The sequence below is a fragment of the Pseudoalteromonas sp. B160 genome (genome assembly GCF_037162485.1).
GTDB lineage: Bacteria > Pseudomonadota > Gammaproteobacteria > Enterobacterales > Alteromonadaceae > Pseudoalteromonas > Pseudoalteromonas rhizosphaerae.
Genome location: NZ_JARLUX010000001.1, coordinates 2,640,370 through 2,653,467 on the forward strand (window position 1 = coordinate 2,640,370; position 13,098 = coordinate 2,653,467).

13 protein-coding genes and 3 pseudogenes are annotated in these 13,098 nt (G+C 40.4%); 7 read left to right on the top strand and 9 right to left on the bottom strand.

Features of this window, described 5'->3' with window-relative positions; all coding sequences use genetic code 11:
* Positions 1-72: 72 nt before the first annotated feature.
* The 3 genes and pseudogenes from gluQRS to sfsA all read right to left on the bottom strand — a co-directional run bounded on the left by gluQRS (position 73) and on the right by sfsA (position 2,418).
* Entirely contained in the window at positions 73-1,017 is a 945-nt protein-coding gene (gluQRS, locus tag P4S61_RS12225) for a tRNA glutamyl-Q(34) synthetase GluQRS (protein WP_182734723.1), read from the bottom strand.
* A 17-nt stretch (positions 1,018-1,034) separates the two neighbouring features.
* Positions 1,035-1,499: an RNA polymerase-binding protein DksA gene (gene dksA, locus P4S61_RS12230; protein WP_337118903.1), complete on the bottom strand. Its 465-nt coding sequence runs from the start codon at positions 1,497-1,499 to the stop codon at positions 1,035-1,037.
* 203 nt (positions 1,500-1,702) lie between these two features.
* Positions 1,703-2,418, bottom strand: a pseudogene (gene sfsA, locus P4S61_RS12235) (DNA/RNA nuclease SfsA).
* A gap of 90 nt (positions 2,419-2,508) precedes the next feature.
* On the opposite strand from sfsA, the gene pepB reads away from it, so the two are divergent.
* Together pepB and P4S61_RS12245 are read left to right on the top strand one after the other, a co-directional pair.
* Positions 2,509-3,804, top strand: a complete 1,296-nt coding sequence (gene pepB, locus P4S61_RS12240) for an aminopeptidase PepB (protein ID WP_145235388.1) — start codon at positions 2,509-2,511, stop codon at positions 3,802-3,804.
* Between the two features lie 234 nt (positions 3,805-4,038).
* Complete coding sequence (locus P4S61_RS12245) at positions 4,039-4,605, top strand: phosphoribosyltransferase (protein WP_145235390.1); 567 nt, start codon at positions 4,039-4,041, stop codon at positions 4,603-4,605.
* A gap of 263 nt (positions 4,606-4,868) precedes the next feature.
* On the opposite strand, the gene P4S61_RS12250 is transcribed toward P4S61_RS12245, so the two are convergent.
* On the bottom strand, positions 4,869-5,525 hold the full coding sequence (locus P4S61_RS12250; protein WP_145235393.1) for a Crp/Fnr family transcriptional regulator: 657 nt from the start codon (positions 5,523-5,525) through the stop codon (positions 4,869-4,871).
* Positions 5,526-5,793: 268 nt separating this feature from the next.
* Here P4S61_RS12250 and P4S61_RS12255 point away from each other — a divergent pair, with 268 nt between their 5' ends.
* Positions 5,794-6,021 (top strand): YgjV family protein, encoded by a 228-nt coding sequence (locus P4S61_RS12255; protein WP_145235395.1) that lies wholly within the window; start codon positions 5,794-5,796, stop codon positions 6,019-6,021.
* A gap of 9 nt (positions 6,022-6,030) precedes the next feature.
* Here the strand turns inward: P4S61_RS12255 and P4S61_RS12260 are convergent.
* The 5 genes and pseudogenes from P4S61_RS12260 to P4S61_RS12280 form a co-directional block, all read right to left on the bottom strand.
* Positions 6,031-7,694: pseudogene (locus P4S61_RS12260) on the bottom strand (amidohydrolase).
* A 120-nt stretch (positions 7,695-7,814) separates the two neighbouring features.
* On the bottom strand, positions 7,815-8,051 hold the full coding sequence (locus P4S61_RS12265) for an EF-hand domain-containing protein (protein WP_145235400.1): 237 nt from the start codon (positions 8,049-8,051) through the stop codon (positions 7,815-7,817).
* A 12-nt stretch (positions 8,052-8,063) separates the two neighbouring features.
* Positions 8,064-8,300: an EF-hand domain-containing protein gene (locus P4S61_RS12270; RefSeq protein ID WP_145235402.1), complete on the bottom strand. Its 237-nt coding sequence runs from the start codon at positions 8,298-8,300 to the stop codon at positions 8,064-8,066.
* A gap of 110 nt (positions 8,301-8,410) precedes the next feature.
* Complete coding sequence (locus P4S61_RS12275; RefSeq protein WP_145235404.1) at positions 8,411-8,638, bottom strand: hypothetical protein; 228 nt, start codon at positions 8,636-8,638, stop codon at positions 8,411-8,413.
* Positions 8,639-8,660: 22 nt separating this feature from the next.
* The gene (locus tag P4S61_RS12280) at positions 8,661-8,888 is read right to left on the bottom strand and encodes an EF-hand domain-containing protein (protein ID WP_182758179.1); all 228 of its coding nucleotides are present in this window, start codon (positions 8,886-8,888) and stop codon (positions 8,661-8,663) included.
* 315 nt (positions 8,889-9,203) lie between these two features.
* On the opposite strand from P4S61_RS12280, the pseudogene P4S61_RS12285 reads away from it, so the two are divergent.
* The 4 genes and pseudogenes from P4S61_RS12285 (at position 9,204) to P4S61_RS12300 (ending at position 13,077) form a co-directional block, all read left to right on the top strand.
* A pseudogene (locus P4S61_RS12285) lies at positions 9,204-10,672 on the top strand (sensor histidine kinase).
* 1 nt (position 10,673) lies between these two features.
* The gene (locus tag P4S61_RS12290) at positions 10,674-11,216 is read left to right on the top strand and encodes a hypothetical protein (protein ID WP_145235408.1); all 543 of its coding nucleotides are present in this window, start codon (positions 10,674-10,676) and stop codon (positions 11,214-11,216) included.
* 2 nt (positions 11,217-11,218) lie between these two features.
* The gene (locus P4S61_RS12295; RefSeq protein WP_182758178.1) at positions 11,219-12,568 is read left to right on the top strand and encodes a sigma 54-interacting transcriptional regulator; all 1,350 of its coding nucleotides are present in this window, start codon (positions 11,219-11,221) and stop codon (positions 12,566-12,568) included.
* An 8-nt stretch (positions 12,569-12,576) separates the two neighbouring features.
* Positions 12,577-13,077: a DUF1543 domain-containing protein gene (locus tag P4S61_RS12300; protein WP_145235413.1), complete on the top strand. Its 501-nt coding sequence runs from the start codon at positions 12,577-12,579 to the stop codon at positions 13,075-13,077.
* The last annotated feature ends 21 nt before the right edge of the window (positions 13,078-13,098 follow it).

The window sequence follows — 13,098 nt, forward strand, 5'->3', positions numbered from 1 at the left end:
TGGGCTATCATATACCAGCACAGCTTAAAAATTAAGTTGAAGGCCTTAAAATTAGCCCTTTTTAGTGAATTTTTATTTGTTTAAATGCGTAAAGGCGGTTGTATGACTGTGCGGGTTTTGCGAAATTTGAATTTGTGTCATTTTAGGGACGTTTTGCAAGCTGTAATTGTCGACTCCCCAAGCTAGCATTTGCTCGATATTTAGTTCAAGTAATTCATCTTTGGGCGCCAACCCTAAAAATTCGAATGCACTCAGCAAAGCCGGTTTGGGGTTACTTTTGCTAATAGCTGGGGCATAGTTTTGTTTTGATAATTTAAACCCAGGTTTAGCGACTGCTAATGGTAAATGTGCGTAATGGGGGGCCGTGGCAGCTAATTGTTTAAATAAACTCAATTGGCGTGCGGTTGGTTCAAGCAAGTCTGCGCCGCGTACGACATGAGTGATACCTTGGGCAATATCGTCTGCGACCACCACTAGTTGATAAGCAAATAGCCCATCACTGCGCTTTATTAAGTAATCTTCGTGGGCGAGATCATGAGCTACATTTATCTCACCTTGAATGAGATCATGGTATTGGCATGTAGCATGTTGCTGAATTAACCGCAGTGCGCTGCTGTTCTGACTATGCTTTAAATGACGACAATGGCCTTGATAAATACCGCCAAGCGCTTTAATTTCTTTGCGCGAGCAGTGGCAAGCATAAATTAGGTGCTGGTTATTTAGATTATTAATGGTATGCGCATACAAGTCATGGCGTTGAGTTTGATAGACTACGTCTTCATCCCAGTACAAACCATAGGCTTCTAAGGTATTGAGAATATCTTTAGCGGCGCCGTCTACAACACGTGTTGTGTCGATATCTTCAATACGGACTAACCAAGTGCCTTGGTTGCTTTTCGCGTCAAGGTAGCTGCCCACAGCCGCCACAAGAGAACCAAAATGAAGTGGTCCAGAAGGTGACGGCGCAAAGCGACCGCGATAGTTGCGCATAGGCGCAGTAACGGCTGTGGTAGACATTGATTAATTACTAGTAATTAACCACGTCCAGATTGTTTTTCTTTGATTTCCGCAAGCGTTTTACAGTCTACACACAAGTCAGCTGTAGGACGTGCTTCTAAACGGCGGATACCAATTTCAATCCCGCACGAATCGCAAAAACCAAAATCATCTTCTTTGATTAATTGGATCGTTTTTTCAATTTTTTTGATCAGTTTACGTTCACGGTCACGAGTACGAAGTTCTAAAGAGAACTCTTCTTCTTGTGCTGCGCGGTCAACTGGATCAGGGAAGTTAGCAGCTTCGTCTTGCATATGCGATTTAGTTCGGTCAACTTCATTGCGTAAATCGTTGCGCCATGCTTCCAAAATAGTTTTGAAATGAGTGCGTTGTGCATCATTCATATACTCTTCGCCCGGCTTTTCCTGGTATGGTTCTAATCCGGCCTGAGCCAATAACCCTAATTTTTTTGGTCTGGCATAACTTTCTCCTAAATCCTTAATATAATGCCCAGCATGAGCCGGCGGCTATAAATAACAGAATCCTATGGCCTAGGCAAATTTATTTTTCATTAATTAGTCCTACTTAAACCGCATCAATAAAATTAAAAAAGGTACGATAAGTGGTTTTTACACCCATTACTTATAGATAAGTGCTTAAAAACTTGCCTTGTTATATGGGCGAAAACCTTAAAAACAAGTCGCTTTTAATTAAAAGTGAGCTTTTCTATTAGTGTAATTTCAGCGCTCGAAATATCTGCTTTATAAGCAACTACTTCTACACCTTTAGTAATTGCCAAATCAACTAGTTGGGCGTACTTTTCGTCAATATGGCGCGCCGCACTAACTTGCTTAATCCCTTGATGTAATACTGCAAACAGCAGCACTGCACGATGGCCTTGTGCAACCATTTCAATTAATTCACGAATATGCTTTTGACCGCGAAGAGTTTCGGCATCAGGGAAGTAACCTTGGCCACTTTGTGGGGCATTTTGACTGAGTAAAGTGACAGATTTTACTTCTACATAGCAGTCTGGGCGTTGGGGAGCTGTAAGTAAAAAATCGATACGGCTATTTTCATCACCATATTTAACCTCTGGCTGTATTTTAGTGTAGCCGTTAAGCTCGCTGATTAGCGCTGCATGAAGTGCTTCTGCAACGATTTTATTCGCGATTGCCGTATTTACACAGATCAGATGGCCAAACTGGTTTTGCGTCAATTCTAATGAGTGAGGATATTTTCTTTTTGATTGCTACTGGTGGAATAAAAGGCTGCAAAGTCAGGCTCCGCGCAACCAGTCATTTTACCTGTGTTGGCACAATGGGCGGTAAACTCTGAGCCATCGCTAAGGCGTAAATCGGCTAAAAAACGTTTGTAGCGTTTGATTAAAGTAGCGTGTTGGAGTGGCGTTGTATATTTCATTATTTTAGTTATTTGGTCTCAAGCAGTTGGGAAGTTGTTGTGGCTATAGTAAACTCATTGTCACTATTTTAGCGCAAAGAGTATTCTAACATGTCTGAAAAATTTGTTGTTCAATTAAGCGAGCAGGGTGCTGCATCGCATTGGGGCGAAACCGCCACGTTATCTTTTAATGAGCACGGTGCAACGGTTCATTTATCTGAACAAGAAACATTAGTAAATGTACAAAAAGCCGCGCGCAGTATTGCCAATCAAGGCGTTAAAAATGTCGTGCTAGCTGGTGATTGCTGGTGTACAGAAACACAGTGGGCTTTTTATCAAGGGTTTGTATCGCCTAAGTCATTACACGGTGTTGAATTTGCTGAAAATGCTAAAACAGATAGCCAAGAGCTTGCTTCATTACTTCGTTCTGCTACTTGGGCGCGTGAAATGATCAATGGCACGGCGGATGATATCTTCCCTGAAAGTTTAGCTGGTAAAGCTGCTGAATTTATTCAATCACTAGCTCCTGAACACGTGAGCTATCAAATCATCAAAGGTGATGCGCTACTTGAGCAGCAGTGGATTGGTATCCATGCTGTTGGTCGCGGTAGTGAGCGCCCGCCTGTATTACTTGCACTTGATTACAATCCAACTGGCGATGAAAATGCGCCTGTAGATGCAGCGCTTGTTGGTAAGGGGATTACTTTTGACTCTGGCGGTTATTCAATTAAAGCCAGCGAAGGTATGTTAGGTATGAAGTGCGACATGGGCGGTGCTGCAACGGTTACCGCAGGTTTGGCATTGGCTATTAGTCGCGGTATTAATAAACGAATTAAACTGTTTTTATGCTGTGCTGAGAACCTTATTTCAGGCCATGCATATAAGCTGGGTGATATCCTTACCTATAAAAACGGCACGACAGTTGAGATTGTTAACACTGACGCTGAAGGACGCTTAGTACTTGCTGATGGCTTAATGGCTGCAGCTGAAACCGGTGCACCTTTAATTATTGATGCGGCGACACTAACAGGCGCTGCGCTAGTTGCTGTTGGTCAAGAGTACAATGCCTTATTTGGACTTGATAAAGAGTTTGTACGTGAAGTTGAAGGCTTTGCTGGGCAAGAAATGGAAGGCGCGTGGCCACTTCCACTTGAAAAGTGGCATCAACAAAACTGTCCCTCACCATACGCTGATACAGCTAACAGCCGTGCCCAAAAAGGCGGTGGTTATGGTGGCGCATCAAATGCTGCTGGTTTCTTGTCACGTTTTGTACCAAACGACGGCAAAGGCTGGGTGCATATGGATTTAGCGGCAGCGTTTAATATGGGTAGCACGAGTCAATGGGCTGCGGGCGCGACAACAGTCGGGATGCGCACGGTTGCACGTACTTTACTAGAAAAAGCGTAATCTTAAATATGTTTAAAAAAGCGCCGTTTTAGGCGCTTTTTTGTTGGCTATAAAAATGTAATTACAAACAGAAACAAGCTTTTTTAGTTTATTTGCGCTAAAATCTCGCTCCACTTTTGCATTTCAAGTGATTAAGGTTTGAAGTTATATTTCTTATATTAAAAGCGCTGCTTTTATTTAAGTCGTATTCATAAACTATACTTGAATGATCAACTCACACTGGGAATTCTAATTATGTCAGATAAGTGCTACATCACAGCGCAACAATTGCTTGAAGATTCATTTCGCGTTGCGGCGCAAGTATACCAAGATGGTTTTCGTCCTGATTTTATTATTGGTATTTGGCGTGGGGGTGCCCCAATTGGGATTGCAGTGCAAGAGTATTATGATTATAAGGGCATAGAGACAGATCATATCGCGGTGCGAACTTCATCGTATTACGGTATTAATAAGCAATCTAAAGAAATTAAAGTACATGGCCTACACTACATTATTGAAAATGCTAACGCAGGTGACTCGTTATTGATTGTTGATGATGTATTTGACTCAGGGCGTAGTATTTTTGCACTGAAAGAAAAGCTTTCGGAATTGATGCGTTTAAACTTACCTAAAGATATCCGCATTGCATGCCCGTATTACAAACCAAAAAATTCTAAAGTTGATATGAAACCTGACTACTACATTCATGAATCAGAAGAGTGGTTAGTATTCCCGCATGAACTATCGGGTTTAACACCTGATGAGATCATCGCTGGTAAGACAGATTTAGTAAAAATACACGATATTTTATTAGCAAAATAAATCTATCGAGTAAAAATAAAAAAGGCCTTAATTAGGGTCTGTTGACCTTTGTGGATTGAAATTTGTTCAATCTAGGGGCGATTTAATCGCGGCGCGAGATTTGTAACCTAGTGGGCTAAGTAAAAATCGAGCAAAGCTTCCGCGTCCTGCTCACGCCCCTTACTTACATCCATGTAAGTAACAAAGAGTTAATCGCCCCTAGGCCTTTTTATCTTTTATAATCAGAAGATATTGCAGTAATGCTAAATTACTTAAATTAGCAACTATAGCTGCGAAAAACTATCCACGTAATCGCTAAGTTTATCTAAATCAACCGCTTTGAGTCCATCATTTGAGCGTGCAACTAAACCTCTTTCTACCAGTTCCGATACTACGCGGCGATAGGCTCGCTCTGTGGTGGCAAAACGCTCAGCTTCAGCATTTACCGTTGGGTATGCGCGCAGCAGGGTTGGGTTATTATTTTCGGCACGTAATAAACAGTCTTTGGCGATATTGTAACCCAATGGCAACAATAGTTTATCTAAATTAATTTTTTGGTTTTCTTGAAACTTAGCGGCAATAGTTTGTGCTGTGTATAAACTCAGCTCTGGCTTTTCAAGTAACAGGGCACGCCAGTGCTTTAGTTCTATTAGGTTGTAGCTAACGTCACTGAAGCAGGTAACTGTATAAATGCAGGGGTTATTGTTTAGCGCTTCAATTTCACCAATTAAGGTGTTGTTGCAATCAAGTTGGCCCAGCAGTAAGCGGCGGCCATTACCGACATCATAACTAAACGATACGGTGCCGCTTCTGACTAACACTAATTTTGTAAGAGGTTGATCTTGGTGGATCAGTACTTCTTTTTTAGATTGTTGATAACGGCTGCCAGCAAAGGTTAGTAGCTGGTCGACGAGATAACTAGAAAAATGATATTGAAACATCAACAATGCCCTTCGGACAATTGTCCTATTTATTACATCTTAATGACGTTAGCATTAAGATTCTAAGAATTTACGCTAACTTACTAGCTTAGTTAACTCGGTTAATTAAGCTTAATACCTGATATCCCGTGTAATGATTATTAAAGTGTGCTTTTAGCAGCTTTGGGTTTTTAGTAAGTTAGCTTTTTTATACTATTGCTATATTGTGGAATAACTTTGCCTAAACTACAACATTTGCAATGCTAACCTAAAGTACCGGAGAGAACAAATGAGTTGGGAATATTTGGGGTATTTTGCCTCAGCTTTACTTATTGCCTCTTTAACTATGAGTGATGTGAGCAAACTTCGTTGGTTTAACCTTGCCGGTTGTATTGCTTTCACAGCCTACGGTATTGCGATTGCTGCATGGCCTGTGGCTATCACTAATGGTTTGCTAACCTTCGTAAATATTTATCATTTAATTAAGCTCAAACGTCAACAACAAAAACCGCAATAATAGCGTGGTTTATTGCGCCTTACTCTGGTTATCAATTTGCGCTTTTTGGTAGCGTAATTCACCGCCAATCCATGTTTGATTTACGACAATGGTAAAAATTTCTTGTACTGGCACTTTAAAATAGTCTTTGTCGATTAAAATAAAGTCAGCCCACTTTCCTTGCTCTAAACTACCTAATTTAAATTCTTGATGTGCGGCATACGCAGCACCTAACGTGAATGCTCTGAGTGCATCTTCTCTGCTCAGTGCTTCAGTGACTCGCCAGCCATTAGCGGGTAATTGATTGTGATCTTGGCGAGTAATTGCTGAATACAAACCGTCAAAGGGGTTGGCCAGTTCAACTGGATAATCTGAGCCTGCAGCTACTACTGAGCCTTGCTTTAAAAACGTTTGCCATGCATATGCACCTTGTAATTGTGTATCGCTAAGGCGCTGCTCTGCCATATGCATATCAGAAGTTGCATGCACCGGTTGCATTGATGGAATGATTTTAAGTGCTTTGAAGCGAGGAATATCTGCTGGATCAACTATCTGTGCGTGCTCTATACGGTTACGTAGTAAAATCCCGCCGGTTTTTTTAAATACATTTTGATAGGCATCTAACACAATATGATTTGCTTTATCACCGATGGCATGGGTATTGGCGCTAAAACCATGGTTAAAGCTCAATGTGTACAGCTGTTCTAATTTTTGTTGAGTTTCGAGCATTAAACCTTGGTGATTCTTTCTATCTGCATAATCGGCCAGTAGTGCGGCGCCACGGCTTCCTAACGCACCATCAGCATATATTTTTACACTACGAATAGACATGAAATCGTTAAGATCTTTATAGCGACCGGCTCTGAGCATATCTTCAAGGGACGGATCTGTTGCACTTAGCATTGCAACAATGCGCAGCGGTAAGGTGCCTTGTTCAGCTCTTTGCTTGTAAACTTGCCATGTTTGTTTATCAATCCCAGCATCGTGGGTTGAGGTTATACCTAAGCTGAGCAGATGTTGACCAGCTTGATTTAAGGCATTATTTACGTCTTGATCAGATGGCGTAGGAATATGTGCAGTAATTAAACTTTCGGCCTTATCGACAAAAATACCGCTAGGTTGACCTGCTTGGTTGCGAATAATTTCACCACCTGCTGGTGACTGTACTGTGGGTGTTAATTTGGCTAACTCCATCGCTTTGCTATTAACCCAAATCGCGTGGCTATCGACACGAGAAAGCACCACCGGAACATCTTTGACAACTTTATCTAAGTCAGCAGCAGTAGGAAATTGCTTATTAGGCCACAGTTCTTGATTCCAACCGCGGCCAATAATCCAGCCCTGGTTATTTTTAGCAAATACAGCAAGCTTTTTTGTATTTCTGCAATCGACGTACTGCCACGTAAATCGAGTTGCGCTAAATTATTACCAAGTCCAATCACATGACCGTGGGCGTCAATTAAACCAGGTAATAAGGTTTGTTGCTCGGCATCAAATACTGCAGCATTAGGGAAACTCGCTTTTAGTTTATCGTCTCCTACTTTTACTACTTTGCCATCTTTAATAACCAGTGTAGAAAATTGCTGTAATTGGCCACTGTAAGTTGGAGTGTAACCATTAGCATTGTAGATCACCGTGGTATCAGCTAGCACAGGTAAAGATAAAGTGATTAAACAGGCGAGTAAGCATTTCATTGTTAGAATTCTTTTTCTGCTTTTGTTAGTTAAACAGTAACAGAGAATACTGAGTCTGCAAATTAAATATAATAAATTATTTATCGTTGTGCATTTCAACTATGCTGATGAATTAGCTATTCATTTATTTGCATATAGAGTAAATTCAGACAGTGATAATCTACCATCTTTATCGCGGTCATAGTTTTTAAAACGAGACCACAGGGCAGGATCTTTTGCTGACTCTGAACGCGTGATAAGACCGTCGTTATCGCGGTCTAAGTTTTTGAATTGTTCTGCTATATTATCAGTTGTTGCAAAACTGCAACAGCTACTGACAAATAACAAACTTAGTCCCAGTTGTGTACAAAATTTCATTGGGGAAACTCGTTAATCTAGATTATTAGTTAAAAAACGCTTAAATTCAGATAGGGAAATTTTATTGTCTTGGTTTTTGTCCCAACGTTTAAAGTTACTCAACAATTGTGGTTGTGGTTCAAGCTCATTATGCGTTAAATAGCCATCTTTATTGCTATCTAAATGATCAAAACGTTGTTTTACATCCAGTGCCATTGCGCTAAAACTAGTGGCTAGCGACACACTTAATATTATTAATATGATTTTCATTATTTACATCCTACCAACAAAAAGAATAAAGCATTTGCCATAATTTAAATCCCAACATTAAATCCGTTTACACATTCCCTCCGGGATTATGGCAAATACTTTAAAGCCTTTTAAAATTTAAACTTTGCGAACTCTTGCTCAGATAATTGCTCGTCGTTATTATCATCAAGATCAGTAAACTGCTTTAATAGCGTGTTGTTTTGCTTGGCTTCAAGTAATGAAATTTGTCCGTCAGAGTCGGTATCTAATTGCGCAAACTTAACATTTAATTGTGATGCTAAAACAGTGGCGCTAATGACTAAAAACATCAGTGAAAAAGCGGCGATAAGTTGTTTCATAGCAGTGTTTCCTTTGGGAAATTTATTGCAAAAATTGTTTAAACTCAGCAAATGAAATTTGACCATTTTGATCTTTGTCAATTTGCTCAAAACTTTCGTGTAATACCGCATCTTCAGATGCTTCTGCTTCACTCAATGTGCCATTACTGTCTTTATCAAGTTCTGCGAAGGTGGCCTCGACATCAATGGCAAAGCTGTTAAAGCTAAGCAGTAGGCTGGTGCATAAGCACAGCGGTGTTAATATTTTCATATTATTTCCTTATAAACAGTCGTTGATACGGATATTACAAGAACGATGCCAATTTTTTTATTGTATAAATATCAGTGGTTTAATTTTTTGGCATGATAATAAGTGGGAAAAAATGACCGAGCAGTGTGTCTTTTTTGCAACAACTTTTAACGGGTATTCATTAAGTTTTTAAAAAACAGTTGGTTAAGTTGTTTCAATTTAGCGTCAGTCGCTTTATATAGCGCTACACAGTTCGCCTTATTCATTATTCTTATTGATTCAGCTAGTGTATAAGTAACACCTTCCATAATCAGACTTTTAACTAAAGGAGTGGCGATAGTGGCCTCATTCGCTAAAAAGTACAGTGCATTACTTAGTTGGCGACCCAATTTAATAGGCCAGTTTTTGTTTAGTACTTTGTTATCGCTGCTGCCATTATCACTGGTAGTGATTGTATTTTTAAATGCGCTGAATAAACAGCTAGCAGTAACTCAGCAAATCGTCAGTGAAAATTATCAAATTACCAAGTCATTTAATAACCTTAAGCAAGACCTCAATAGCTTAGAGCGCGCAACGCGACAAAACTGGGTGCTGAAAAGCGAATCACTCGATGAATTGATTGTTGATAAGTGGCAATCATCACTACAAAGCATTGATGAACTAACTTTTATAAGTTCTACGGGGAGTATATTAAGCAATGGCAGCAACTCGCACAGGTATTGCAATTAGCGCATACTCAACTCGTTACTGAAGGACAACAAGATGCGCAATTGTTTATTCCTGTGAGTGAATTAATTGCGCGTCAAACGGTGTGGCTAAGAGATCAAAATGAGCTGCAAATAACTAAAAATCAGCAACAGTTAAAAGCTTTGCAAAGCTCATTTATCAATTGGTTAATAGCACTTATCCCATTAACTTTACTAGTAGGTGGTGGTTTTTTATGGCGTATAAGTGGTCGCTTAAAAGGATTAACGTCGGTTATTGATAAGCTTGGGCAAGGTCATTGGCAACAAAAAATAGCTGTACAAGGCTCTGCTGAGTTGGTTGAACTAGGAAATAAATTACAATGGGTGCAAGAGCAGTTGCATCAATTAGAGCAACAAAAAGATACTTTTTTACGCCATGTTACCCATGAATTGAAAACTCCATTAGCGTCAATGGTTGAGGGTACTGACTTACTCGCCGATGAAATCGTTGGGCCAATTAACAAAGAGCAGCAAGCGGTGTTGGCGTTAATTACCCAGAGCATGGTGCGTTTGCGCGCTATGATCGATAGTTTACTTAGTTACAATGCGATTCGCAGCAGCAAAGAAGACTTAAGTGAGCTGGAATTCTCGCAATTAATAACCAAGATAAACAGCCATTTTGAACATCGTTTAGTGGCGCGTAAGCAAAGCTTATGTTGGCATTGTGAGTTACCCGAGCAACCACTGGAAATTGTTGCAGAGCTTGTTGAAATGATCTTAATTCAGTTGATCTCTAATGGCTTAAAGTTTTCACCAGCAGGACAGGCGGTCAATATTGCTCTGTCATTAGCTGGTCGTACTTTGACTATGAGCGTTAGCGATCAAGGCACCGGTATTAAAGAGCAAGAGAAATCACATATATTCAGTGCCTTTTATCAAGGTAAGAATGCTAAAGATATAACCGCTCAAGGTAGTGGCTTAGGGCTTACCATTGTAAAAGAGTCTGTTGAGCAATTGATGGGTACTTTACACGTTGAGCATAATGAGCCACAAGGCTGTCGTTTTATAATTCAAATCCCAATCATCCCTCCAACCAATAAAAACCAAGGAGTTAATTAGCATGGGCGTGCGTTTAAATGCCATTTTAGTGGTTTGCATTACAACCTTAGGGCTCGCAGGGTGTGAGTTAACTGAGCAGCCAGTAAATAAAAGCAACCCTGAAGCTGAACAAGCGGGTAAGGTGACTACACCACAAGGGGATAGTTTACCAAATCCGAAACCTAGGCCGAAAACCGATCCTATGTATGCACCTGCCGAAACGGTCATTGGTTGGCATGCAAAGTCGTGCGGTGGTTTTCAAGTGGCAGCGAGTAAAACGGTTTATATTGGTGCTAAAGAGCTTCAGAATTATTTTGATTTTAGTTGCAAAAATAATGTATTAGCACCGGAAAAAGTATTAACGCAGCTGCTAAAACTGGATCAAGCTTATTATTGGCCAGATGATATAAAACAGTATTTATGGCTGCAAAAACAACAAATAAAACAGCAGATCAACGCTAAAAAACAGCAGCAAGCGCTGAATAATAAAATGCAAGAAACCCTGTCATCACTGGCAGCCATCGAGCAGCAACTATTACTACGCGAAGAAACTAAGGAGCAGTAATTATGTCAACAGAGCAAAACCAAGGCGCGCGAATTTTACTGGTCGATGATGATGCAAGTTTATTAAAACTATTGGCTATTCGCATAGAATCTAAAGGCTATAAAGTGACTACCTGCGAAAGCGGTATCGCTGCGCTACAGTTATTAAAAAATAATGTGTTTGATGCTGTGGTTACAGACTTACGCATGGATGAAATGGATGGTATGGCATTACACCGTCAGTTACAAAATCGCTACCCAGCGCTGCCAGTGTTGATGATGACAGCTCATGGGTCTATTCCTGATGCTGTTGAAGCGACGAAGCAAGGTATTTTTGCCTTTATTACTAAACCGGTAGATAAAGATGAGTTATTTGATAGTTTAGCAAAAGCGATTGAAATTCATGGTCTCAGTGCCGATGAAAGCGCATCAAACAGCAATATAGTGACCCGCAGTGGTGCTATGCTGCATTTACTTGAGCAAGTTAAATTACTAGGTCCGACTCAGGTCAATGTGCTGATCTCGGGGGCCAGTGGTACAGGTAAAGAGTTACTAGCTAATGCTATTCATCAACATAGCCATGTTAGTGAAGGTCCGTTTGTCGCAATAAACTGTGGTGCGGTACCGGGTGAATTACTCGAATCAGAACTATTCGGTCACAAAAAAGGGGCTTTTACGGGCGCGATTAAAGACCACCAAGGGCTATTTCAGCAAGCGCAAGGCGGTACTTTATTTTTAGATGAAATCGGTGATATGCCACTTAATTTACAAGTTAAGTTACTGCGCGTATTACAAGAAAAAACTATTCGCCCTGTGGGCTTTGAAGAAGAAATTCCAATTGATGTGCGGATTGTATCAGCAACTCATAAAAACTTGCCTGATGCGATTGCTAATCAGCAATTTCGCGAAGATTTATACTATCGCTTAAATGTTGTGAATCTTAAATTGCCACCACTGTGTGAGCGCAGAGAAGACGTTAGTTTATTAGCACAGTATTTTAGCGCTACCATTGCTAAACGTATGGATCAAAAAGAAAAGCGTTTCGCCAATGATGCGATGCATGCATTAGTACGTCACGATTGGCCGGGTAATATTCGCCAGTTACAAAATGTAGTAGAGCAGGTTGTCGCACTTACCCCAGGTGAAGTAATATCAGCACAGCTGGTTGAAAGTGCGCTTAATAGTAATACCAACAATGTTGAGCCGCTTTCACTTAACGATGCTAAAAAAGAATTTGAGCGTGATTATGTGATTAATGCTTTAAAGATGGCTGGCGGTAACGTGGCTGAAGGGGCAAAACTAGCTAAGCGTAATCGCTCAGATTTTTATAAGTTGATCAAAAAACACAACATTGACGTTGATACTATTTGTTAGGAGAGAAAATGCAGTTATTTATGGTGTATTTAGGTGGGCGTATTCAGGGCTGCCATATTGAAATGCATGATGTTCGTTTTGTTGTTGGGGAATCGATTGAACAAACTTACTCAAAATTAAAAGCGCAGTGGGTCGGTGATAAAAGTAGCGTGCACATGGACAGCTATATGGCGGTAAATCACATTGATGGCTTTGCAGTAACCGTGGTTGATGAACCCGTGGCCCAATCGCAGCAGTTATACTTTGTAAATTTAGGAGCGTATCGTGCTGATAGCTTAGCTGAGCAGCATGACTTTGCGTTATATGTAGCAAGTAGTAGCGACGAAGCTAAACAAAGAGCAAAAGAGGATTTACTAGCTGGTTTAAGTCATATTCATAAAGATGACTTACATGATGTAGATGATTGCTTTGCAATTGACTTGCTCGACAGTCAATTACATATCAAGCTAACCCCGAGCGAGCAATCTCAAGCGATTAAGCCCGATTGGTTTGGTTACCATATATTATAAATAATCAAGAGAGTGTGTAGT

Coding starts and splice junctions, on each gene's coding strand:
- P4S61_RS12255 (WP_145235395.1), top strand. CDS start 5,794: ATGAGTTGGGAATATTTGGGGTATTTTGCCTCAGCTTTACTTATTGCC.
- P4S61_RS12275 (WP_145235404.1), bottom strand. CDS start 8,638: ATGAAACAACTTATCGCCGCTTTTTCACTGATGTTTTTAGTCATTAGC.
- P4S61_RS12265 (WP_145235400.1), bottom strand. CDS start 8,051: ATGAAATTTTGTACACAACTGGGACTAAGTTTGTTATTTGTCAGTAGC.
- pepB (WP_145235388.1), top strand. CDS start 2,509: ATGTCTGAAAAATTTGTTGTTCAATTAAGCGAGCAGGGTGCTGCATCG.
- P4S61_RS12280 (WP_182758179.1), bottom strand. CDS start 8,888: ATGAAAATATTAACACCGCTGTGCTTATGCACCAGCCTACTGCTTAGC.
- P4S61_RS12270 (WP_145235402.1), bottom strand. CDS start 8,300: ATGAAAATCATATTAATAATATTAAGTGTGTCGCTAGCCACTAGTTTT.
- P4S61_RS12295 (WP_182758178.1), top strand. CDS start 11,219: ATGTCAACAGAGCAAAACCAAGGCGCGCGAATTTTACTGGTCGATGAT.
- P4S61_RS12250 (WP_145235393.1), bottom strand. CDS start 5,525: ATGTTTCAATATCATTTTTCTAGTTATCTCGTCGACCAGCTACTAACC.
- gluQRS (WP_182734723.1), bottom strand. CDS start 1,017: ATGTCTACCACAGCCGTTACTGCGCCTATGCGCAACTATCGCGGTCGC.
- P4S61_RS12245 (WP_145235390.1), top strand. CDS start 4,039: ATGTCAGATAAGTGCTACATCACAGCGCAACAATTGCTTGAAGATTCA.
- P4S61_RS12300 (WP_145235413.1), top strand. CDS start 12,577: ATGCAGTTATTTATGGTGTATTTAGGTGGGCGTATTCAGGGCTGCCAT.
- P4S61_RS12290 (WP_145235408.1), top strand. CDS start 10,674: ATGGGCGTGCGTTTAAATGCCATTTTAGTGGTTTGCATTACAACCTTA.